Origin of the sequence: Micromonospora sp. LOL_021, from assembly GCF_048060215.1 — a bacterium.
Lineage (GTDB): Bacteria > Actinomycetota > Actinomycetes > Mycobacteriales > Micromonosporaceae > Micromonospora_E.
On sequence record NZ_JBHMIN010000009.1, the window covers coordinates 114,881 to 136,327 of the forward strand.

Below are 21,447 nucleotides of genomic sequence, written 5' to 3' on the forward strand. Positions count from 1 at the left end.
CCGTGCAGGAGCCTTCATGCGCCTCAGATACCACCCACTCCGTCCACCTGCGCGCCTGGCCGCTCTGGCCGCGTTCTGCGCGACCGCGCTGGTGGCCACGATCGCGACCGCCCCGTCCGCGACAGCGGACACCACGGTGCTCGCCACCGACTTCGAGTCCGGCTCGTACGCACCGTGGGGCCCCCGCGGTGACGTGACGTTGGCGATCGCCGACGAAGGCCGCGACAGCGCGAGCAGCCTGTCGGTCACCGACCGTACCGCCGACTGGCAGGGCCCGGCGACCAGCGCGACCGACCTGTTCGCGCCCGGCGCCGCATACTCGGTCACCGCCTGGGTGAAGCTACCGGCCGGCACCGACGGCGCGGCCGGCGTCCACTTCACCGTCGCCGCCACCCCGGCCGACGGCGGCGACGACACGTACACCTGGATCGGCGACGAGGCCGAGACCACCGCCGACGAATGGGTACGGATCGGCGGTGCGTACACCATGCCGGCGGACCTGACCTCGGCGACGCTGTACGTCGAAGCCGCCGGGACCACCCCCTTCCTGCTCGACGACGTCCTCGTCACCGGCCCCGACGAGACTCCCGGCGTGGTCACGGTGAGCGCGGTCGACTTCGAGGACGGCACCACCGGCACCTGGTCGGCCAGCGGTGGCCCCACGCTGACCGTCGTGGACACCGAGGACGGCCGGGCGCTGCGGGTCAGCGACCGTGTCGAAGGGTTCGACGGGCTGCAGAGCCCGGCCGGAATCTTCACCGCCGGCGTCACCCACACGTTCTCGGCCCGCGTCCGGCTGGCCCCGGACGGGCCGGCGTCGTCCGGATTCCGGTTCGTCATGAAGCCGGACTACGACTGGATCGGCGACACCACCGTCACCGCCGACGACTGGACCACGGTGACCGGCGAGTTCACCGTGCCGGCCGACGCCGACCCGGCCACGTACCAGGTCTACCTGGAGGCAGCCGACGCCACCGCCACGTACCTGGTCGACGACATCCTGATCACCGCGCCGGACACCGGACCGGGCGGGCCGCCGCCGGGCACCGTCGTCATCGACAGTGACTTTGAGGACGGCCTCGACGGTTGGGGGCCGCGCGACGGCGGCCCGGGAGCACCGACGGTCGAGTTGACCGACGTCGCGCACGGCGGCGAGGCGGCGACGCTCGTCACCGACCGGGTCAACCAGGGCGCCGGCATCGGGCGCGACGTCACCACCGTGTTCGAGCCGGGCGTCGGCTACGAACTGTCCGGCTGGCTGCGGTTCGCCGAGGGGCAGCCGACCGACGCGATCTGGTTGAGCATCGCCGCCACCACCGCCGACGGCAGCGAGTCGTTCAGCACCCTCGCCCAGTTCGACACGGTCACCGACGACGGGTGGACCGAGGTGACGGCGAGCTTCACCGCGCCGACGTTCACCAGCGCGTTCCTCTACTTCGAGACCAGTTGGCAGGGCGCGGACGTCACCGGCAACACCAGCGACTTCCTGCTCGACGACGTCGTGGTGCGGGTGCCCGAGCCACCGGTCGTCGAGGATCTCACCGGGATCCACGAGACCACCGACTTCCCGGTCGGCGTCGCGATCGACAGCCGGGAGACCGTCGGCTCCGCCGCCGAGCTGCTGACCCGGCACTTCACCAACATCACGCCGGAGAACCACATGAAGCCGGAGGCGTGGTACGACGAGGACCGCAACTTCCGACCGCACGAGCAGGCAATCGCGATGATGGACTTCGCGCAGGCCAACGACCTCGGCGTGTACGGGCACGTGCTGGTCTGGCACAGCCAGACCCCCGAGTGGATGTTCCAGGACGCCGACGGCGAGCCGTTGAGCTCGTCCGCCGCCGACCAGCAGGTGCTGCGCGACCGGCTGCGCGGGCACATCTTCGCGGTGGCCGAGTCGCTGAGCGACCGGTACGGCCGGTTCGGCTCCGACACCAACCCGCTGAACGCGTTCGACGTGGTCAACGAGGTGGTCAGCGACAGCGGCGAGTACGCCGACGGCCTGCGCCGCAGCGAGTGGTACCGGATCCTCGGCGAGGAGTTCATCGACCTGTCGTTCCAGTATGCCGACGAGGCGTTCAACGACGTGTACGCGGTGGCCGACACCGATCCGGTCAGCCTGTACATCAACGACTACAACACCGAGCAGAGCGGCAAGCAGGCGCGCTACCACGCACTCGTGGAGCGGCTGCTCGACCGCGGGGTGCCGTTGGACGGCGTGGGCCACCAGTTCCACGTGTCGCTGTCGACACCGGTGGGCAGCCTCGAGACCACGCTGGAGAGGTTCGCCGCTCTGCCGGTGGTCCAGGCGGTCACCGAGCTCGACGTCACCATCGGAACCCCGGTGACCCGGGCCAACCTGATCGAGCAGGGCTACTTCCTGCGGGACGCGTTCCGGATCTTCCGGGCGTACACCGAGAAGCTGGCCGTCGTCACGGTGTGGGGGCTGACCGACGGCCGGTCGTGGCGCGCCGACAGCGGCGCCCCGCTGCTGTTCGACGACGGGTACCAGGCCAAACCGGCGTACTACGGCGCGGTCGACGCGCAGCTGCCGGCCCGGCTGCGCACCGCGAACGTCTTCGCCGGCGACGTCGCGTTGTCCGCCGGGGCCACCTCGGACCTCGCCTGGCGCAAGCTGCCCCCGCATCAGGTGGACGAGGCGGCAGGGTTCCAGCTGCGTTGGTCGGCCGACCGGCTGACCGCGTACGTCTCGGTGACCGACGCCACCGCATCGTCGGACGACCGGGTCGAGTTCGTGCTCGACGGCGAGACGTACCCGGTGGCCCGGGACGGATCGGCGGACGTACCGGCGGTGGCGACCGAGCGGGACGGCGGTTACGCCGTCGTCGCGCAGTTGCCGCTGACCGATCCGGCCGAGGGCGGCACCGTCTCCTTCGACGTGCGGATCACCGACGACGACACCACGACCGGGTGGGCCACGGCCGGCACCGTCGGCACCCTCACCCTGGTCGAGGAGCTGTCCTACCTGGAGGTGGTACGGACGCCGAGCGCACCGGTCATCGACGGTACGGTCGACGCGGCTTGGTCGCACGCGACCGAGGTCACCACCGCCAAGCAGGTGTCCGGCACCGACGGGGCGGTGGCCACCGTCCGGACCCTGTGGCAGGACCAGACGTTGTACGTGCTGGCCGAGGTGGCCGATCCGGTGGTGGACGTCACCGGCTCCGATCCGTGGACGCAGGACTCGGTGGAGATCTACGTCGACGCCGGCAACGCCAAGAACGGTCCCTACCGCTACGACGACACGCAGATCCGGATCAACGCCGACAACGTCGTCTCGTTCGGCACCGGTGACGAGGCGTTCCAGGCCGGCCGGTTGACCAGCGCGGTGGTACGCACCGACACGGGCTACACCGTCGAGGCGGCGATTAGTCTGCTCGAGTACGGCGGTCTGGACACCTTTCACGGGCTGGACTTCCAGGTCAACGACGCCGCCGACGGTGCCCGTACGGCGATCCGCAACTGGGCCGAGCCCGACGGCGTCGGCTACCAGACGACCGCGCGGTGGGGGGTCGGCCGGCTGGTCGACGGTACCAACGTCGACGTGACGTTCGAGCCGATCACGCAGTGGGACTCGGACAGCGGCGGCGGGTACTGCACGGAGATCGTCGCCAGCAACGCCACCGATCAGCCGGTCGACTGGCGGGCGGCGGTCGAGCTGCCCGGCGACATCTACACCGCGTGGAACTTCGAGCGGGAGTCGTTTGGCGACGGGACCTGGCGGATCACCGGTGTGGACTGGAACCGGACGTTGAAGGCGGGTGCCCGGACGTTCAGCGTCGGTTACTGCGCCACCTGGTGACCGCCGCCCGGGGTGCGTCGACGGGTCGTCGGCGCACCCCTGGTGCCACCGGCGGGCGGGTGCCGGGCGGGGGCATTGCCCGGTCGACCGGAGCGGGCATAACATCAGGTCAACCAAGCACTTGCTTGACAGGTGTCCGGGGTCCCACACCGGGCGCCCACCCGCCCGCCGATCCCCGGGAGCTCCGATGGCCCGCAGCTACCTCGGTCACGTCCTGCCCGACCGCCTCGACCTCAAGATCGAACCGACCCGTACGGCACTGCTCGTCGTGGACATGCAGAACGACTTCGTACACGACGCCGGATACTGCGCGAAGGCCTTCGGCACGGCGATGGTGGCCGGCTTCCAGAGCGTGGTCGCGCCGATCGCCCGGCTCGCCGCCGCGGCCCGCGCGGCCGGCGCCGCGGTGCTCTACTGCCGGGTGGTGCAGCATCCCGACGGATCCCTGGCCTCACCGGTCTGGCTCGCCGACAACCTGCGGCACGGCTTCGAACCGCTGCACTGCATGCGGGGCACCTGGGGTTGGGAGATCGTGGACGAGCTCGCCCCGCAGCCGGGCGACGTGGTGTTCGAGAAGCTGCGGCGCAGCGCGTTCGTCGGCACCCAACTGGAGAACCTGCTCCGCAGCCGGGACATCCGCAGCCTGGTGGTGACCGGTGTCGCCGGCACCGGATGCGTCGAGTCCACCGTCCGCGACGCGATCGAACGGGACTACTTCACCGTCGTGCCGGCCGACTGCGTCGCCAACAACAACGCCGAGCTCACCGCCGCCTGCGAACCGGCGTTCCGGGCCCTGCTCGCCCCGGAGGACTGGACCACCAGCGATCAGGTCGTCGCGGTCTGGTCCGGCCACTGACCCCGCCGTACGGACCGTCGTCGATCTCGCACCCCGGGCCGGTGACGGCCCGTCAGCCGAACCGGGTCGCGGCGTCGGCCCGCAGCCGGGCCTTGTCCGCCTTGCCGCCCGCGCTCAGCGGCAGCTCGGACAGGGTGACCAGCCGTTCCGGCCACTCGTACTTGGAGACGCCCCGGGCGGCCAGCTCGCCCCGCAGCTCGTCGAGGGTCAGTTCGGCTCCGTCGGTGGTCACCACGTACGCGCAGGCCCGCTCGCCGAGCACCTCGTCGGCGGCCGGCACCACCGCGACCTGGGCGACCCGTCCACAGCCGCCGACCGCCTCCTCGACGGCCAGCACGCTGATGTTGTGTCCACCCCGGATGATGAAGTCCGCCACCCGGCCGGTGACCGTCAGGTAGCCGGCCGGGTCGATCCGCACCAGGTCACCGGTGAGCATCCAGCCCTGCGGGTTGACCAGTTGCCGGTTGGCGTCCGGGTCGTCGTAGTAGCCGGGGGTCAGCCCCGGTCCTCGGGCGGCGCACTGCCCGGGCCCGCCGGAGGCGGTCACATCGGCGCCGTCGGCGTCGAACAGCCGTACCCGCATCTGCGGGATCACCCGGCCGGCGGTGCCCAGCCGGTGCTCCCGGGAGTCGTCGACCCGGGTCACGCTGATCGGTCCGGCCTCGTTGGACCCGTAGAACTGCAGCACGGCGCAGCCGGTCTGCTCCTCGAACCGCGCCGCCCGCTGGGCCGGCACCCGCTCCCCGCCGGTGAACAGCACCCGCAGCGACGACACGTCTCGCCCGGCGTACCCACCGGCGTTGAGCATCATCACGAACTGGCTGGTCACCGCGGCGAGTACGGTGACCCGGTGTTGTTCGATCAGCTGCCAGGTCTGCTCCGCGTCGAACTCCTCGGCGAGCACCGTCGGATAGCCGTACATGGCCGGCACCACGTGCCCGCTCCACTGCCCGAAGCCGTACGGGGCCGGAAGCACGCTGGCGAACACCTCGTCCGGGCCGAACCGGGCCGCCTCGGCCGCGAGCGGCCCGAAGTACTTGCGGGTGTTCATCGTCTGCATCACGCACTTGGGCAGCCCGGTCGTGCCCGACGTGGAGTTGAGGAAGAACAGGTCGTTGGCGCCGAGGCCGCGGCAGGCGAGGGCGGCGGCCGCCGTGGCCACGTCGGGCAGCGCGAGCGGCTCGCCGTCGCGCAGCAGGCTGACCTCGCCGGCCGGGGTGAGCCGTACGGTCAGGTGCGCCAGCCGGTCCGCCGGGGGTTCACCGACGCGCAGCTCGGCGGCCAGGTCGGCGGCGGCGCGGCCCCGGTGCACCGGCCGGGTCAGCAACGCGGTCGCCCGGGTACGCCGGATGAGGTGCCGTACCTCGGCCGCGCCGGCCCGGGGGCCGATGCCGACCGTCACCAGGCCGGCCTTCTGCGCCGCCAGGTAGGCGACGTGCACCAGCGCGCCGTTGGTGAGCAGGGTGGCGATTCGCTCCCCCGGCCCCAGGCCGGCCAGCGCGTAGCCGCCGGCCAGCCGGGTGCTCAGCGTGTCGTACGCCGACCAGGTCAGGTTGACGTCGGTGGCGAAGAAGGCCGGGTCGTCGGGGCGGGTGGCGGCATGCCGGGCGACCATCGACGCGATGGTGTCGTCGTCCCAGTGCCCGGCCCGGGTGTACTCGTCGATGGTCGCCCGGTCGAAGACGGCCGGGCCGGTGGCTGAGATCATGCGCTCTCTCCTGCGGGGTGGTGGCCGGTCGGTGCCGGGTCGGGCCACAGCGGCGCCAGCCGCTCGGCGACGGAGTCGAGGGCGGCCAGCCGGTCCGCCCGGGTGGCCGCCGGTGGCAGCCGGGTGAACGGCGCGACGACCAGGTGATCGAGTCCTGCGTCGCGGTACGCCTCGACGGCGGCGACGCTGATCTCGCCGGAGAGCCGGACGTGGTGGGTGAAGTCGTCGTCGCCCCGGCCGAGCTGCTCCCGCAGCGCGGTTATCCGACCGCACAGCCGGGCGGAGGTGGCCAGGTCGACGTCCGGCCCGAACCAGCCGGCGCCGTGCCGGGCCGCCCGACGCAGCGCGGCCCGGCTGTGCCCGCCGACCACCACCGGCACCGGCGGTCTCGGCGCGGCACCGAAGTGCACGGTCGGAAAGTCGAAGAACCGCCCGTGGTGGGCGACCGGCCGGCCGGACCAGAGCAGGTCGAGCACCCGCAGCATTTCGTCGGTGCGGGCGCCCCGGGTGCCGAAGTCGGCGCCGAGCGCGGCGAACTCCTCGGCCATCCAGCCGACCCCGACGCCGAGCACCGCCCGGCCAGCGGACAGCTGCTGCAGGCTGGTCCAGGCGCGGGCGATGTGGAACGGATCCCGCAGCGGGGCGATCAGCACACCGGTACCGAGCCGGATCCGGGTGGTCCGGGCGGCCAGGTGGCCGAGCGTCACGGTCACGTCGGCCAACGGGGTGCTCGGCCGGATGCCGGGGTCACCGGAGGACCGGTACGGGTAGGTCGGTGCGTACTGTGCCGGGGTGATCACGTGGTCGGCGAGCCAGACGGTGTGGAAGCCGAGCCGCTCGGCGTGCACAGCGAGCGGCGCGTACTCGGTGGCCGGCAGACCGAACAGCTGCAGGTCGAAACGCATCAGCCGGCACCGTCCGTCCGCTCGCGCATGCTGCGGGCGTCGTGGCCGGCCAGCGGATCGTCACCGACCTCCGCGTTGTGCGCGTGCGCCACGTGATGCAAGCCGAACACCGAGTCCATCCCGGCGCGCAGACCCATCAGGTCCTCGGCCTGGTTGACCGCCTTCTTGGTCAGCGCCAGGCCGAGCCGGGGCATGGTGGCGATCCGGCCGGCGAGCTCCATCGTGTACGGCTGCAGCTCGGCCCGGGGCACCACCCGGTTGACCATGCCGAGGGCCAGCGCCCGGTCCGAGTCGACCCGCTCGCCGAGGAAGAGAAACTCCTTGGCGAACCGGGGTCCCATCACCCACGGGTGGGCGAAGTACTCGACGCCGGGAATGCCCATCCGTACGACCGGATCGGCGAACCGGGCGTCGTCAGCGGCGACGATCAGGTCACAGCACCAGGCGAGCATCAGACCGCCGGCGATGCAGGCGCCCTGCACCATGGCGATGGTCGGCTTGGGCAGTTCCCGCCAGCGCCGGCACATGCCGAGGTAGACCTCGGACTCGCGGGCGAACCGGCTCTCCGCGCCGGCCTTGCCGACGTGGTCCCACCACAGCCCGGCCCGGCGCGGGAAGCTGCGGTCGGCGTCGCGCCCGGGTGTGCCGATGTCGTGCCCCGCCGAGAAGTGCTTGCCGGCACCGGCGAGCACCACCACCCGTACGTCGTCGTCGGCGGCGGCCCGGGAGAAGGCGTCGTCGAGGGCGTAGGTCATCGCGGAGTTCTGCGCGTTGGCGTACCGGGGGCGGTTCATGGTGACCACCGCCACCGGCCCGTCGGTGGCGTACCGGACCACCGCCTCGTCGTCGTGGGCCGGACGGTCGGCGACGGAGGCCGCACGGTCGTCGGCGGGTGGCGGGTTCGCGGCGGCGGCGGCGGTCACGGTCGTCCTCCTTGCTCGGCGGTGGCGGCGGGCAGTCCGATCGCGGTGCCGAGCCGGTCGAGGTGGTGGTCGGTGCCGCCGGCTGCGGCCACGATCGCCCACCCCCGCTTGGCGTACAGGTGCAGGTCGTACTCGGTCGTGTAGCCGATCGCGCCGTGGCACTGCAGCGCGGCGCGGGCGGTCCGTTCGGCGGCGTCGGCGGCGAGCAGGTAGCCGGCCGAGACGTCGGCCGGGCGGCTGTCGGCGCCGGTGGCGGCCGCCCAGCCGGCGGCGAGCACCGCCGGGGCGGCGAGTTCCAGCCCGAGCAGGGCGTCGGCGAGCTGATGCTGCACCGCCTGGAAGCTGCCGACCGGGGCGCCGAACTGGCGGCGGGTGCCGACGTGCGCGACGGTGAGGTCGAGCATCCGGCGGCCGAGTCCGACGAGCTGGGCCGCGGCGGCCAGGGTGGCCCGGTCGGCGGTCAGCGCCAGCAGGTCGGCCGGCACGTCGAGCCGGGTGCCGGCCGATGGCCCGACGCCGGTGAGCCGCAGCGCGGCCCGGCTGCCGTCCATGGTCGGCACCGGCGTGGTCGCGATCTCGTCCGGCCGGACCAGTCGAGGTCCGTCCGGCGGGGTCAGGAGCAGCAGCAGGTCGGCCCGCTGCCCGTACGGGACCAGGCCGCCCGGCCCGGCGACGGCGATCCGGCAGCGGCCCTCGGTGAGCGCGGCCAGCTGCCCGCCGGGGTCGCCGGCGGCGGCCAGCAGCGGGCCGGCGACGGCGGCGGTCTCGGCCACCGGCAGCGGCACCGCCGCGTACCCGGCGGCGGTGAGCGGCGGCACCAGGTCCACCTCGGTCAGTCCGAGCCCGCCAGCGGACTCGGGCACCGCTGCGGCGAGCAGGCCCATCTCGGCGAGCGCGGTCCAGAGCCGGTCCAGCGGGGCGGGGTCACCGCCGGGCCAGCCGGCGCGGACCACCGCCGGTGGGCATTCGGCGGTGAGCAGGTCGTCGACCGCGTCGCGCAGCGTGGCCTGCTCGTCGGTGAGGGCGAACCGCATCCGTCTCCTCCTCAGCGTCGGGGCAGGCCGAGCAGTCGCTCGGCGACGATGCCGCGTTGGATCTCGTTGGTGCCGGCGTAGATCGGGCCGGCCAGGGAGAACTGGAAGCCGCGGGTCCAGTCGGCGTCGACCTCGGCGTCCGGGCCGAGCAGTTCGAGGGCGGTACGGTGCAGCGCGATGTCCAGCTCGGACCAGTGGATCTTGTTGAGGCTGGCTGCCGCGCCCGGCGGGTCGTCGTCGAGCATCCGGGTCACCTGGGCCAGGGTGAACAGGTGGTAGGCGCGGGCGCCGAGCCAGGCCCGTACCACCTGCTCGCGCAGCCGGCCGGTGAGCCGGTCCGGCCGGTCGCCGGCCAACTCGATCAGCCGGGCGACGGCCGCGGTGAACCGGCCCGGCGGGCGCAGGGTGAGGCCCCGTTCGGAGCCGGTGGTGGCCATCGCCACCCGCCAGCCGGCCCCGACCTCGCCGATCACGTCGATCTCGGGCACGAACACGTCGTCGAGGTAGACGTCGGCGAACCCCTCGTCGCCGTCGAACCGACCGAATCCCCGCACGGTCACCCCGGGGGCGTCCAGCGGCACCAGGAAGTAGGTCAACCCCCGGTGCCGCTGCTGTCGCGGGTCGGTACGGAACAGGCCGAACAGGTGCGTGCAGAACGCGCCCCGGGTGGTCCACGTCTTGTGCCCGGTCAGCCGCCACCCGCCGGCCGCGTCGTCGCGGACCGCCCGGCTGGTCAACGCGGCCAGGTCGCTGCCGGCGCCCGGCTCGGACCAGCCCTGGCACCACAGCTGCTCGGCGGCGGCCATCGCCGGGAGGATCCGGTCCCGCTGCTCCTCGGTGCCGAACTCGAACAGCGTCGGCGCGAGCAGGAAGATGCCGTTCTGGGTGACCCGCTGCGGCGCGCCAGCGGCGGCGTACTCCTCCTCGAAGATCAGCCACTGCCAGAGCGAGGCGTCCCGGCCGCCGTAGCGGCGGGGCCAGGAGACCACCGACCAGCCCCCGTCGTGCAGCGTGCGCTCCCACTCCAGGTGGGCGGCGAAGCCGGCGCGGGTGTCGCCGGAGGGCAGTGGACGGGCCGGCCGGTGGGAGCGCAGCCAGTCGCGGGCCTCGGCGCGGAACTGTTCGTCGACGGGATTCGGACGTAGGTCCATCGGTCAGCCCTCCCGGCCCGGTTCGGCCGACCCTGACCGGTCACCATGTTGCTGCGCCGGCCCGGTGTCGGGCCGGTCGCCGAAGCCGTCGCGGACCCGGTGGGCGACACCGGACAGGTTCAACTCAAAGGTGAAGCCCTGCTCGTAGCGGTAGCTGCGTTTGACGTCCCACGGGTCGATGCCGTTGAGCGACTCCTTGGCCGCCCGGATCACCGCCGGGTCCTTGGCGGCGATCTGCCGGGCGACCTCCACCGCGGCGGACCGCAGGTCGGCGGCCGGGACCACACGCAGCACCGAGCCGTAGGCGTGCAGCTCGACGGCGGTGGCGGTGGCGGAGGTGTAGAGCATCGCCCGGGCCCGGTGCTGCGGCACCAGCCGGGACAGGTGGGTGGCGGCGCCGAGCGCGCCCCGGTCAACCTCGGGCAGTCCGAACGTGGCGTCGTCGCTGGCCACGATGATGTCGGCGTTGCCGACCAGGCCGATGCCGCCGCCGAGGCAGAAACCGTGGACGGCGGCGACGACCGGCACCGGGCAGTCGTAGACGGCGGCGAACGCCGCGAAGCAGCCCCGGTTGGCGCCGATCAGCGCGTCGTTGCCGGGATCCGCCTGGATCTGCTTGATGTCGACCCCGGCGTTGAAGCCGCGGCCCTGCGCCCGCAGCACCACGGCCCGGGTGGCCGGGTCGGCACCGGCGGCGGTGACCGCCTCGGCGAGGCGATACCAGCCGGCGACCGGCAGGGCGTTGACCGGTGGCCGGTCGACCACGATCTCGGTCACTCCGTCGGCGCCGGTGGTCGCGACGACCATCGTACTGTCCGCTGTGGATGTCATGGTCGGGTCCTCACGGGTGTTGGCTGCTGACCGAGAGCACCTCGCCCACCAGGTACGAGGCGTAGTCGCTGGCCAGGAAGACGATCACGTTGGCTACCTCCCAGGGTTCGGCGGGCCGGCCGAACGCCTCCCGGTCGGCCAGCGCGGCCAGCAGGGCGTCGTCGGTGACCTTGGCCAGGTTGGCGTGCATGGCGAGGCTCGGCGCGACGGCGTTCACCCGGACCCCCGCCTCGGCGGCCTCGACGGCGCTGCACCGGGTCAGCGCCATCACCCCGGCCTTGGCGGCGGCGTAGTGCGCCTGGCCCTGCTGGGCCCGCCAACCGAGCACGGAGGCGTTGTTGACGATCACGCCGCTGCCGCGCGGCATCATGTGCCGCAGCGCGGCACGGGTGCACCGGAAGGTTCCGGTGAGGGTGACGTCCAGCACCCGGTGCCACTGGTCGTCGGTCATCTCGGTGATCCGGGCGGTGCCGCCCAGGCCGGCGTTGTTGACCAGCACGTCGAGCTGGCCGTAGCCGGCGACGACCTGGTCGATCATCGCCTGCACCTGCGACTCGACGGTCACGTCGCAGACCACGGCGAGGGGTTCGACACCGGTCGCGGCGGCGAGCTCGGCGGCGATCGCCCGTAGCCGCGCTTCGTGCCGGTCGCTGATCGCCACCCTGGCCCCCTCCTCGGCGCAGCGCCGGGCGGTCGCCGCGCCGATGCCGGTGCCGGCGGCGGCGGTGACCAGCACGGTCCGCCCGGCGAGCAGGCCTTGCCCGGCGGACGGGGCGGGCGGGCGCGGCGCGGCGGGCGTGCCGCGCCCGGTCGGCGGTTCAACGGTCGCCATCGGCTCGTCCCTCCTGCAGTCCGTCCAGCACCGCCGACGCCTCGGCGACGATCCGGTCGATCAGCTCGGCGCAGCTGGGCAGGTCGTCGATCAGCCCGGTCACCTGTCCGGTCGCCATCACGCCGAGGTCGACGCGCCCGTCGATCATCGCGGCGCGCAGCAGCATCGGGGTGTTCGCGGCGAGCAGCACCTGGCCCCAGGTCAGTTCCCGGTTGCGGCGCATCGCCCGACCTTCGGCCAGCAGGTGCCGCCACGGGGTGCCGGTGAGCCGCCGGAACCGGGCGGCGCTGCGTACCGACCGGACCAGCCGGCGCGCCGGCCCGGCACGTTCCAGCCGGTCGATGAGTTCGGTGCGCAGCACCCGCTGCGGTACGCCGTCGAGCGCCCGGGTGACCACGGTGCCGTCCAGCCCGGCGTCCAGGTAGCGCCGCAGTACCCGCGGATCGACCGCGCTGTCGCGGGTGAGCAGGAACCGGGTGCCCATCGCCACGCCGGCGGCACCGTAGGCGAGGGCGGCGACCAGGCCTCGGCCGTCGAAGAACCCGCCGGCGCCGATCACCGGAATGTCGACGGCGTCTGCCACCTGCGGCAGCAGCAGACTGGTCGGGACGGCTCCGGTGTGGCCGCCGCCCTCGGCGCCCTGCACGATGACCGCGTCGGCGCCCCAGGCGGCCACCTTCTCGGCGTGCCGGCGGGCACCGACCGAGGGCACCACCCGTACCCCGGCGTCGCGCAGCCGGGCGATCAGCTCCGGCTTCGGGGCCAGGGCGAACGAGGCGACCCGCACGTTCTCCCGAATCAGTAGATCGATCCGCTGTGCGGCGTCGGCGGCGTCGGCCCGCACGTTCACCCCGAACGGCTGCGCCGTGTTCCGCCGGATCTCGCCTATCGCGGCGGCCAGCTCGGGCAGATCGAGGGTGGCGCCGGCGAGGATGCCCAGTCCGCCGGCCTCGGCGGTGGCGGCGACCAGCCGGGGGCCGGAGACGAAGCCCATGCCGGTCTGCACGACCGGGTACCGCACCCCGAACAGCTCGCAGATGGGGGTACGCAGCGCCGGGTGGGTCCGGGCCGGGCCGGCGGCCGGCCGCTCCGGGCGGTCGGTCATCGCCGCAGCTCCGCGTCGCGGTGGCCGGCCGGGTCGATGACGGTACGGATGAGGGTCAGCTCCTGCGCCGTCGGCAGCCGGGTCTGCGGCACCTCCCCGCCGGTCCACAGCTCGAACCCGGTCGCCTCGTGGACCTGTTCGACGGTGACGCCGGGATGCGTCGACACCAGTCGCATCCGGTGGTCCGGTCCGGTGAAGTCGAAGACCCCGAGATCGCTCACCACCCGGCGCAGCTGGTGGAAGCGGGCCGCGGACGGCCCGGCCGCCGCTGCCCGGTCGTAGCCGATGCCGCAGACCAGGTCGACCTGTTCGACGAAGGTCCGGCGGCTGTGCCGGGGCACCCAGTAGCTGCACGGATGGCTGACCGTGTTGCCCGGCGCGCCCCGTACTCCGAGCAGGGCCACCTTGGGCCGGTGGAAGTCGCCGATCGCCGAGATGTTGACGTTGCCGTACCGGTCGATCTGACCTGGTCCCATCATCACGTGCCGGCGGCCGGACCAGATCAGCTCGAAGATCTGCCGGAACGGCAGGGCCCCCTCGGTCTGTGCCGGGGATCCGCCGACCGGCCAGGTGCCGACGCCGAGCACGGCCTCACCGTCGGTGAGCAGCAGGTCCGGGGAGAAGGTGGCCCGGGCCAGCCGGGCACCGACCGTCGGCACCAGCCCGATCGGGCTGGCCAGGATCTCCCCGTCGCCGCGCCACGCCTCGGCGCAGGCGACCACGCACACCTCGGCGCGGGTCGGTTCGGCCGGTGTGCTCACCGGGCCACCTCCGTCCACTCGTTGCGGTCGGCGACGGCCCGCTGGTAGCCGGCCTCGTCGGTGTCGAGGTAGCGGTCCCGGAACGTGGCCCACCGCTCGGTGCCGGCCGCCGCGGCGTACTCCCGCTGGAAGGGTTCGTCGCGCGGGTAGTCCGGGTCGCACGAGGTGAAGTGGGCACCGCGTGCGGCCGGGACCACACCGCGGACCTGGTGGCGGCGGACCAGCACCGCCGACGCCGGGGTGAGCTGCTCGGTCGGCACGACCTGTTCGCAGGAGACGTAGGCGCGGTCGGCGGCCGCGCAGTACAGGTCGTCGAAGTACGGGTCGGGCCCGAGACAGAGTGCGTTGCCGTGGATGTCGGCGCGGTGCAGGTGCACCAGTGCGGCGTCCAGCCGCAGCGCCGGCACGGCGAGCAGTTCCTCGTCGTCGTACGGCGAACGCACGGTCCGCAGGTCCGGGTTGATCCGCATCAGGTCGGAGCCGAGTCCGACCCGGGTGGGCAGGAACGGCAGCCGGCAGGCGGCGGCGTACAGGCCGAGGTAGAGCATGCCCTCGTCGTACTCGACGGCCTCGACGGCGCCTGCCTGGCGGGCGGCCCGGAAGTGTGGCTCCAGCGGAATCGAGTCGAGCGAGACGAAGCCGTACACCAGCCGGCGGACCTTGCCGGCGGCGAGCAGCAGGCCGGCGTCGGGGCCGCCGTAGGTGACGACGGTCAGGTCGGCGAGGTCCGACCGCAGGATCGCCCGGACCAGGGACATCGGCTTGCGGCGCGAGCCCCAGCCGCCGATGCCGATGGTCATGCCGGAGCGCAGCTCGCTCACCACCTGCTCGGCGGTCATCCGTTTGTCGGTCATCGCCACCTACTCGATCCTGGCTGGTCACGGGTGCGGGTACGCCGGAACCGGCGCACCCGCAATGTATCAAGCGCTTGATTGGTTAGCCAGCCCGGGTTCAGCTCGCCCGCTCGATCACCATCGCCATTCCCTGACCACCGGCCGCGCACATGGTGACCAGACCGAACTGTCGGTCACGTTCGCGCAGCGCCCGGATCAGACTGGTGGTGATCCGGGCACCGGTCATCCCGAACGGGTGCCCCACCGCGATCGCCCCGCCGTTGACGTTCACCCGGTCGGGATCGATGCCGAGCAGCCGTACGCAGGGCAGCACCTGGGCGGCGAAGGCCTCGTTGATCTCCACCAGGTCGATGTCGCCGATGGTCAGGCCGGCGTGCCCCAACGCCCGCCGGGTCGCCTCCACCGGGCCGAGGCCCATGATCTCCGGACTGAGCGCGGAGACACCGGTTGCCACGATCCGGGCCAGCGGAGTCACATCCAACTTGGCGGCCCGGGCGGCGCTCATCACCACCAGAGCGGCGGCACCGTCGTTGAGCGGGCAGCAGTTCCCGGCGGTGACCGTGCCGTCCGGGCGGAACACCGGATTGAGCGCGGCCACCGACGCCAACCGCACCCCGGGACGGGGGCCGTCGTCGCGGTCGACGACGATGCCGTCCGGCAACGTCACCGGGGTGATGTCGCGGGCGTAGAAGCCGTCGGCGATCGCCCGCTCGGCCAGGTTCTGGCTGCGCACCGCGAACTCGTCCTGGTCGGCCCGGCTCACGCCGTACAGCTGCGCGACGTTCTCGGCGGTCTCCCCCATCGCGATGTACGGATCCGGCAACGCCCCGGTGTCCCGGGGGTCCTGCCACCGCCCACCGTCGCCAGCGGCGCGCGCCGCGCTACGGGCACCGGCGGCCGCGTACCGCTCGTTCCGGGTGCCCGGCAGATTGTCCGACTTGCCGGCGTCGTACCGGGAGACCATCTCCACCCCGGCGGAAATGAAGACGTCGCCCTCCCCGGCGCGGATCGCGTGGAAGGCCATCCGGGTGGTCTGCACCGACGAGGCGCAGTAGCGCTGCACGGTGGTGCCGGGGGTGCCGTCCAGGCCCAGCCCTACGGCGACCATCCGGGCCAGGTTGTGGCCGTGTTCACCGGCCGGCTGGGCGCACCCGAGCAGAACGTCCTGCACCTGTGCCGGGTCCAGGGCGGGCACCTGCGCCAGCGCGGCCCGGGTGATGTCCACGGCGAGGTCGTCGGGGCGCAGCGTGGCGAGTGAGCCCTTGCGCGCCCGGCCGATCGGCGAGCGGGCGGCGGCGACGATCACGGCCTGCGGGGTGGCGGAGTCTCGGGGCGACATGGCGGGCAGCGTACCCTAACAAGCGCTTGGTACGCCACGGTCGGCGTGGCCGGCAGCCCGGCAACCGGCGGTCGTTCTGCTCACCAGAAACGCCGGTCGACGCAGATTCTTCTGGACAGAAGCGGGGTTAGCGTCGGGCGACCTCGGCCGGCCCCGCGTCCGCAGACCGGCCCGGCCCACACCCACCAGGAGGCACGTTGACGGCCAGCGACGGGCAGACCGACGAGTTCATCGTGGTCGGTGGCGGCATCGGCGGGCTCGGCACCGCTCTCGCCCTGGCCCACGCCGGGCGGCAGGTCCGGGTGCTGGAACGGGCCGCCGCCTTCGGCGAGGTCGGTGCCGGCATCCAGCTCGCCCCCAACGCCACCCGGCTGCTGCGCGAATGGGGCCTGCTCGACCGGTTGATCGCCGCCGGGCTGGCACCCCGGCACCTGGTCCTCGCCGACGCCCGCACCGGCCGGGAACTGAACCGACTCGACCTCACCGGGCCGTTCACCGAGCGTTACCTGGCCCCGTACGTCGTCGCGCACCGCCGTGACCTGCTCGACCTGCTGCTCGCCGGGGCAGCCGAGGCCGGCGCGGTACTCGAACCCGACCGCGAGGTGACCGCGATCCGACCCGGCCCGGACGCCGTCGAGATCGACTGCGCCGGCGGGCAGCGCTACCGGGCCCGAGCAGTCGTCGCCGCCGACGGCCTGCACTCCCGGTTCCGCGCCCTGGTCAGCGCCGACGAGCCGGAGTGCAGCGGCTACGTCGCCTACCGGGGCGCCATCCCGATCGAGCAGGCCAGCCGGACCGCCGACCTGTCCGAGGTGATCGCCTTCATCGGCCCCGGGATGCACTTCGTGCAGTACGCCCTGCGTGGCGGCAGCTACTACAACCAGGTCGCGGTGTTCCGCAGCGAACGGTACCGGCAGGGCGACCCGGACTGGGGCGACCCGGCCGAGCTACAGAAGGCGTTCTCCCGGGCCTGCCCGCACGTGCGGACCGCCGTCCAGGCGATCCGGACCGACCAGCGGTGGCCGATGTACGACCGGACACCGATCGACGACTGGGTGATCGGCGGCCGGGTCACCCTGCTCGGCGACGCCGCCCATCCGATGCTGCAGTACCTGGCCCAGGGCGCCTGCCAGGCGCTGGAGGACGCCGCCGCGCTCGCCGCCGCCGTCACCCGGCGGCTGCCCGCCGGGCCGATCGGAGCCGACGCCCCGGTCCACCTCGCACTTCGGGAGTTCGTCCGCGAACGGGCACCCCGCACCGCCCGGGTGCAGCGCAACGCCCGTACCTGGGGCGACATCTGGCACCTCGACGGCGTCGCCGCCGCGCTGCGCGACGACGCGCTGGCCCACCGTGGACCCACCGACTACCGGTCCACCGACTGGCTCTTCGGCCACACCCGGGCGCAGCGGGACTCCTCGCCCGCCGCCAGCCCCAGCCCGACGACGAGCCGAGACGAGGCGTCATGATCCCCGACCCCGGACGCGACTGGCGACTGCTGATCGACGGTCGGCTGGTCCCGGCCGGCGACGGCGCGGTGGCCCCGACCCGGTCACCGGCCACCGGTGCGGTGCTCGGCCGGACACCCGCCGCCACCGTCGCCGACGTCGACCGGGCCGTACGGGCCGGGCACGCCGCGCAGCCGCAGTGGGCGGCCACCCCGCCCCGGCAACGGGCCGCCGTACTGCGGGCGATGGCCGACGTGCTACGCGCGCACCGCGCCGAACTCGGTCACCTCGACGCGGCCGACGGCGGCAACCCGGTGACGGCGATGACCGCCGACGTCGACCTCGCCGCCGAACTGCTGGACCGGTTCGCCGACTGGGCCGACCAGTTGGGCGGCCGGACCCTGCCCGGCGGCGACGACCATCTGCACTACACCACCCGACGGCCGTACGGCGTGGTCGCCCGGATCGTGCCGTACAACCATCCGGTCATGTTCGCCGCCTCCCGGGTCGCGGCACCGCTGCTGGCCGGCAACTCGGTGGTGCTCAAGGCCCCCGATCAGACGCCGCTGTCCGCGCTGCGCTTCGGTGAACTCGTCGCCGAACTGCTGCCGGCCGGGGTGCTGGCGGTGCTGGCCGGCGACGGCGCCACCGTCGGGCCGGCGCTGGTCGGTCACCCGCTGGTCCGGCGGATCGCGTTCACCGGCAGCACCGGTACCGGCCAGGCGGTGCTGCGTACCGCCGCCGCGCACGGTGTCAAACAGGTGTCGCTGGAGCTCGGCGGCAAGAACCCGATGGTGATCCTGGCCGACGCCGACGTGGCCGCCGCCAGCGCCGGCGCGGTCGCCGGGATGAACTTCCACTGGACCGGCGGGCAGTCCTGCGGCTCCACCTCCCGGCTGCTGGTGCACCGCTCGCTCGTCGACGAGGTGGTCGAGCGGGTGGTGGCCGGCACCCGCGCCGTCCGGGTCGGAGACCCGCTGGACCCGGCCACCGAGATGGGCACCATGGTGTCGGCCGCCCACCGGGACCGGATCGCCGGCTTCCTGCGGCAGGGCCGCGACACCGGGCTGACCCTGGCCACCGGCGGTGGCCTGCCGGACGGGCCCGGCGCGTACGTGGAGCCGACCGTCTTCGTCGACGTGCCGCCGGACAACCCGCTGGCCCGCGAGGAGATCTTCGGGCCGGTGCTCTGCGTCACCCCGTTCGACGACGAGCGGGAGGCGCTGCGCCTGGTCAACGACTCGCCGTACGGCTTGACCGCCAGCGTGTGGACCGGCGACGTCGGTCGGGCGCACCGCTGGGCCCGGGCGGTCGACGCCGGCTACGTGTGGATCAACACCGCGTCCCGGCACTTCGCCGGCCTGCCGTTCGGCGGGGTCAAGGACTCCGGCCTCGGCAGCGAGGAGAGCGTCGAGGAACTGCACTCGTTCACCCAGCCCAAGTCGGTCACCGTCCACCTGGGACCGACGAACGACCCACGAGGAGGCGACCGTGGCGACCACTGACCACCCGGCCGACACCTATGACGGCATCATCATCGGGGCCGGCCAGCACGGCCTGATCCTCGGCACCTACCTGGCCCGGGCCGGCCTGCGGGTGCTCCTGGTCGAGCGGCGGCTGCGCCACGGCGGCGGGTTGAGCACCGAGGAACGCACCCTGCCCGGCTTCCAGCACAACCTGCACTCGATCAACCACTTCAGCGTCACCTCGACGCCGTGGTTCCGTGACCTGGGGCTGTCCGCCCGGGTGCGCTACCTGACCCCACGGTACGAGTTCGCCCAGCCGCACCGCGACGGCAGCGCGCTGGTCTTCTCCCGGGACCTCGACGAGACGCTGGCCAGCATCGGCCGGTTCAGCAAGGCCGACGCCGACACGTTCCGGGAGTGGAACGCCAAGGCGGAGGAGATGACCCAGCGGATCTTCCTGCGGGAGCGGTTCAGTGAGCCGCTGAGCCCGGCCGACCGCGACGAGCTGCTCGGCCGTACCGCACTGGGCCGCGACTTCCTGGAGCTGACCCGGCGGCAGCCCGGCGAGGTGGTCGAGGAACTGTTCACCGACGAGCGGGTCAAGGTGCTGTTCCTGTTCAAGCTGTCGCTGTTCGGCACCGTGCTGCACGAGACGCTCGGCACGCACAGCCCGCTCGGCTCGCTGATCCGCGCCTTCGACCTGACCACCGGCTACGAGCTGTGCGCCGGCGGCAGCTGGAACCTGGCCCGCGGGCTGATGGAGGAGTTCATCGCCGCCGGCGGGCACTTCGTCAACCAGGCGCACGTCGAGCGGATCGTCGTCGAGGGCGGCCGGGCCACCGGCATCGAGCTCGCCGACGGGCGCTCGATGCGGGCCCGGCAGTTCGTGGCCAGCACCCTGGACCTGCACCAGACCCTGGAGACGCTGGTCGGCCGCGACCAGCTGCCCGCCGACTACCTGGCCCGGCTGGACAAGTTCCACTACACCGGCTGGACGTTGTTCGGCCTGCACCTGGCGCTCGACGAGGCCCCGGCGTACACCTCGGCGGCCTTCGATCCGCACGTGAACGGGGCGCTGAAGTACAACATCGGCTCGGAGACCATCGCCAGTCTGATGGCCGCGCACGACGACGTGGACAACGGTCGGGTGCCGAGCAACGTCCAGTTCGGTGCCGGGGCGCTGAGCGTGCTGGACCCGAGCCAGGCGCCGCCGGGCAAACACACCGCGTACGCCTGGCACGTGGTGCCCTGGGCACCCGACGGCGACCACGAGAACCTGCGCCGGATGCAGGGCGACATGGCCGCGTCGATCATGGACAGGTGGCGGGAGTACGCGCCCAACCTGACCGACGCCACCGTGCTGGGCTCGTACACCTACACCGCGTACGAGTACGCGCAGGAGCTGATCAACATGCGGCACGGCGACATCTTCATGGGGGCGCTCAGCGCCGACCAGGTGCTGCACAACCATTTCGGCTACCGCACCCCGCTGCCTAACCTCTACCTGGCCGGTTCGGCCTGCCATCCCAACGGGGCGATCAGCGGCGGCGCCGGGTACATCGCCGCCGGGGTGATCGCCCGCGATCTGGGCGTCGAGCCGTGGTGGCAGCCGATGGACGCCCGTACCGAACTGTCCCGGCTCGGCGATGGCTGACCGGCTGGCCGGCCGGGTGGCCATCGTCACCGGCGGCGGACAAGGGCTCGGCCGGGCCTTCGCGCACCGGCTGGCCGCCGACGGGGCGCGGGTGGTGGTCGCTGACCGCAACACCGAGGCGGCCGGTGCCGTCGCCGCCGAGATCGGCGACGGCGCGCTCGCCGTCGAGGTCGACGTCGCCGACCCGGACAGCGTGGCGGCGATGGTCCGGCGCGGCACCGACGCGTACGGCGGGATCGACGTCCTGGTCAACAACGCGGCGATCTTCTCCACCCTGGCGATGCGCCCGTTCGACCAGATCGACCCGGCCGAGTGGGACCGGGTAATGGCGGTCAACGTCCGCGGACCGTTCCTGTGCACCCGGGCGGTGGCACCGGTGATGCGGCGGGCCGGCTACGGCAAGGTGGTCAACATCTCGTCGGCCACGGTGTGGATCGGCCGGCCGCACTACCTGCACTACGTCACCTCCAAGGCGGCGCTGATCGGGATGACCCGGGCACTGGCCACCGAGCTGGGCCCGGCCGGGGTACGGGTCAACGCGGTCACCCCGGGCGCCACCCGGACCGAGATCCCACGGGCCACCGTCACGCCGGAGCAGGAGGCGGCGATCGTCGCCGGCCAGGCGATCAAACGGCGGCAGGTGCCGGCCGACCTGGTCGGCGTGGTCGCCTTCCTCGCCGGGCCGGACAGCGACTTCATCACCGGACAGACGGTCAACGTCGACGGCGGCGCGGCGTTCCACTGAGGAGAATCCAGG

At 73.2% G+C, this 21,447-nt stretch carries 17 protein-coding genes; 6 read left to right on the forward strand and 11 right to left on the reverse strand.

All coding sequences use genetic code 11. The annotated features are described in order from the left end of the window. The first annotated feature begins 16 nt into the window (after nt 1–16). Nucleotides 17–3,826 carry an endo-1,4-beta-xylanase gene (locus tag ACFHWT_RS09055; RefSeq protein ID WP_416594145.1) on the forward strand — a complete coding sequence of 1,270 codons (3,810 nt, stop codon included), beginning with the start codon at nt 17–19 and terminating at the stop codon, nt 3,824–3,826. Nucleotides 3,827–4,013: 187 nt separating this feature from the next. Next, nucleotides 4,014–4,682 carry a cysteine hydrolase family protein gene (locus ACFHWT_RS09060; RefSeq protein WP_416594146.1) on the forward strand — a complete coding sequence of 223 codons (669 nt, stop codon included), beginning with the start codon at nt 4,014–4,016 and terminating at the stop codon, nt 4,680–4,682. 52 nt (nt 4,683–4,734) lie between these two features. Here the strand turns inward: ACFHWT_RS09060 and ACFHWT_RS09065 are convergent, their stop codons facing one another. The 11 genes from ACFHWT_RS09065 to ACFHWT_RS09115 all read right to left on the reverse strand — a co-directional run bounded on the left by ACFHWT_RS09065 (nt 4,735) and on the right by ACFHWT_RS09115 (nt 16,134). Continuing rightward, complete coding sequence (locus ACFHWT_RS09065) at nt 4,735–6,390, reverse strand: class I adenylate-forming enzyme family protein (protein WP_416594147.1); 1,656 nt, start codon at nt 6,388–6,390, stop codon at nt 4,735–4,737. Further along, entirely contained in the window at nt 6,387–7,295 is a 909-nt protein-coding gene (locus ACFHWT_RS09070; RefSeq protein ID WP_416594148.1) for a TIGR03619 family F420-dependent LLM class oxidoreductase, read from the reverse strand. Before ACFHWT_RS09070 ends, ACFHWT_RS09065 begins: the two co-directional genes overlap by 4 nt. Continuing rightward, a complete protein-coding gene (locus ACFHWT_RS09075) occupies nt 7,295–8,131 on the reverse strand; it encodes an enoyl-CoA hydratase (RefSeq protein ID WP_416594171.1) in 837 nt (278 codons plus the stop codon). The genes ACFHWT_RS09070 and ACFHWT_RS09075 overlap by 1 nt, the downstream gene beginning before the upstream one ends. 83 nt (nt 8,132–8,214) lie before the next feature. Then, nucleotides 8,215–9,252, reverse strand: a complete 1,038-nt coding sequence (locus tag ACFHWT_RS09080; protein ID WP_416594149.1) for an acyl-CoA dehydrogenase family protein — start codon at nt 9,250–9,252, stop codon at nt 8,215–8,217. A gap of 11 nt (nt 9,253–9,263) precedes the next feature. Continuing rightward, complete coding sequence (locus tag ACFHWT_RS09085; RefSeq protein ID WP_416594150.1) at nt 9,264–10,403, reverse strand: acyl-CoA dehydrogenase family protein; 1,140 nt, start codon at nt 10,401–10,403, stop codon at nt 9,264–9,266. A 3-nt stretch (nt 10,404–10,406) separates the two neighbouring features. After that, the gene (locus tag ACFHWT_RS09090; protein ID WP_416594151.1) at nt 10,407–11,234 is read right to left on the reverse strand and encodes an enoyl-CoA hydratase family protein; all 828 of its coding nucleotides are present in this window, start codon (nt 11,232–11,234) and stop codon (nt 10,407–10,409) included. 10 nt (nt 11,235–11,244) lie between these two features. Next, entirely contained in the window at nt 11,245–12,066 is an 822-nt protein-coding gene (locus tag ACFHWT_RS09095) for an SDR family oxidoreductase (protein WP_416594152.1), read from the reverse strand. Further along, nucleotides 12,053–13,171 carry an NAD(P)H-dependent flavin oxidoreductase gene (locus tag ACFHWT_RS09100; RefSeq protein WP_416594153.1) on the reverse strand — a complete coding sequence of 373 codons (1,119 nt, stop codon included), beginning with the start codon at nt 13,169–13,171 and terminating at the stop codon, nt 12,053–12,055. The genes ACFHWT_RS09095 and ACFHWT_RS09100 overlap by 14 nt, the downstream gene beginning before the upstream one ends. Further along, nucleotides 13,168–13,932 carry a CoA-transferase subunit beta gene (locus tag ACFHWT_RS09105; protein ID WP_416594154.1) on the reverse strand — a complete coding sequence of 255 codons (765 nt, stop codon included), beginning with the start codon at nt 13,930–13,932 and terminating at the stop codon, nt 13,168–13,170. Before ACFHWT_RS09105 ends, ACFHWT_RS09100 begins: the two co-directional genes overlap by 4 nt. Then, the gene (locus ACFHWT_RS09110; RefSeq protein WP_416594155.1) at nt 13,929–14,786 is read right to left on the reverse strand and encodes a CoA transferase subunit A; all 858 of its coding nucleotides are present in this window, start codon (nt 14,784–14,786) and stop codon (nt 13,929–13,931) included. Before ACFHWT_RS09110 ends, ACFHWT_RS09105 begins: the two co-directional genes overlap by 4 nt. A gap of 97 nt (nt 14,787–14,883) precedes the next feature. Next, the gene (locus ACFHWT_RS09115) at nt 14,884–16,134 is read right to left on the reverse strand and encodes an acetyl-CoA C-acetyltransferase (RefSeq protein ID WP_416594172.1); all 1,251 of its coding nucleotides are present in this window, start codon (nt 16,132–16,134) and stop codon (nt 14,884–14,886) included. A gap of 188 nt (nt 16,135–16,322) precedes the next feature. Between ACFHWT_RS09115 and ACFHWT_RS09120 the strand changes: the two genes are divergently transcribed. From ACFHWT_RS09120 to ACFHWT_RS09135, 4 genes are read left to right on the forward strand one after another with little or no spacing between them, the layout of a single operon-like run. Continuing rightward, nucleotides 16,323–17,591: an FAD-dependent monooxygenase gene (locus ACFHWT_RS09120; RefSeq protein ID WP_416594156.1), complete on the forward strand. Its 1,269-nt coding sequence runs from the start codon at nt 16,323–16,325 to the stop codon at nt 17,589–17,591. Continuing rightward, nucleotides 17,588–19,075, forward strand: a complete 1,488-nt coding sequence (locus ACFHWT_RS09125; RefSeq protein ID WP_416594157.1) for an aldehyde dehydrogenase family protein — start codon at nt 17,588–17,590, stop codon at nt 19,073–19,075. Before ACFHWT_RS09120 ends, ACFHWT_RS09125 begins: the two co-directional genes overlap by 4 nt. Then, nucleotides 19,062–20,690: a phytoene desaturase family protein gene (locus tag ACFHWT_RS09130; RefSeq protein WP_416594158.1), complete on the forward strand. Its 1,629-nt coding sequence runs from the start codon at nt 19,062–19,064 to the stop codon at nt 20,688–20,690. Before ACFHWT_RS09125 ends, ACFHWT_RS09130 begins: the two co-directional genes overlap by 14 nt. Further along, nucleotides 20,683–21,435: an SDR family NAD(P)-dependent oxidoreductase gene (locus tag ACFHWT_RS09135; protein ID WP_416594159.1), complete on the forward strand. Its 753-nt coding sequence runs from the start codon at nt 20,683–20,685 to the stop codon at nt 21,433–21,435. Before ACFHWT_RS09130 ends, ACFHWT_RS09135 begins: the two co-directional genes overlap by 8 nt. Nucleotides 21,436–21,447: the final 12 nt, after the last annotated feature.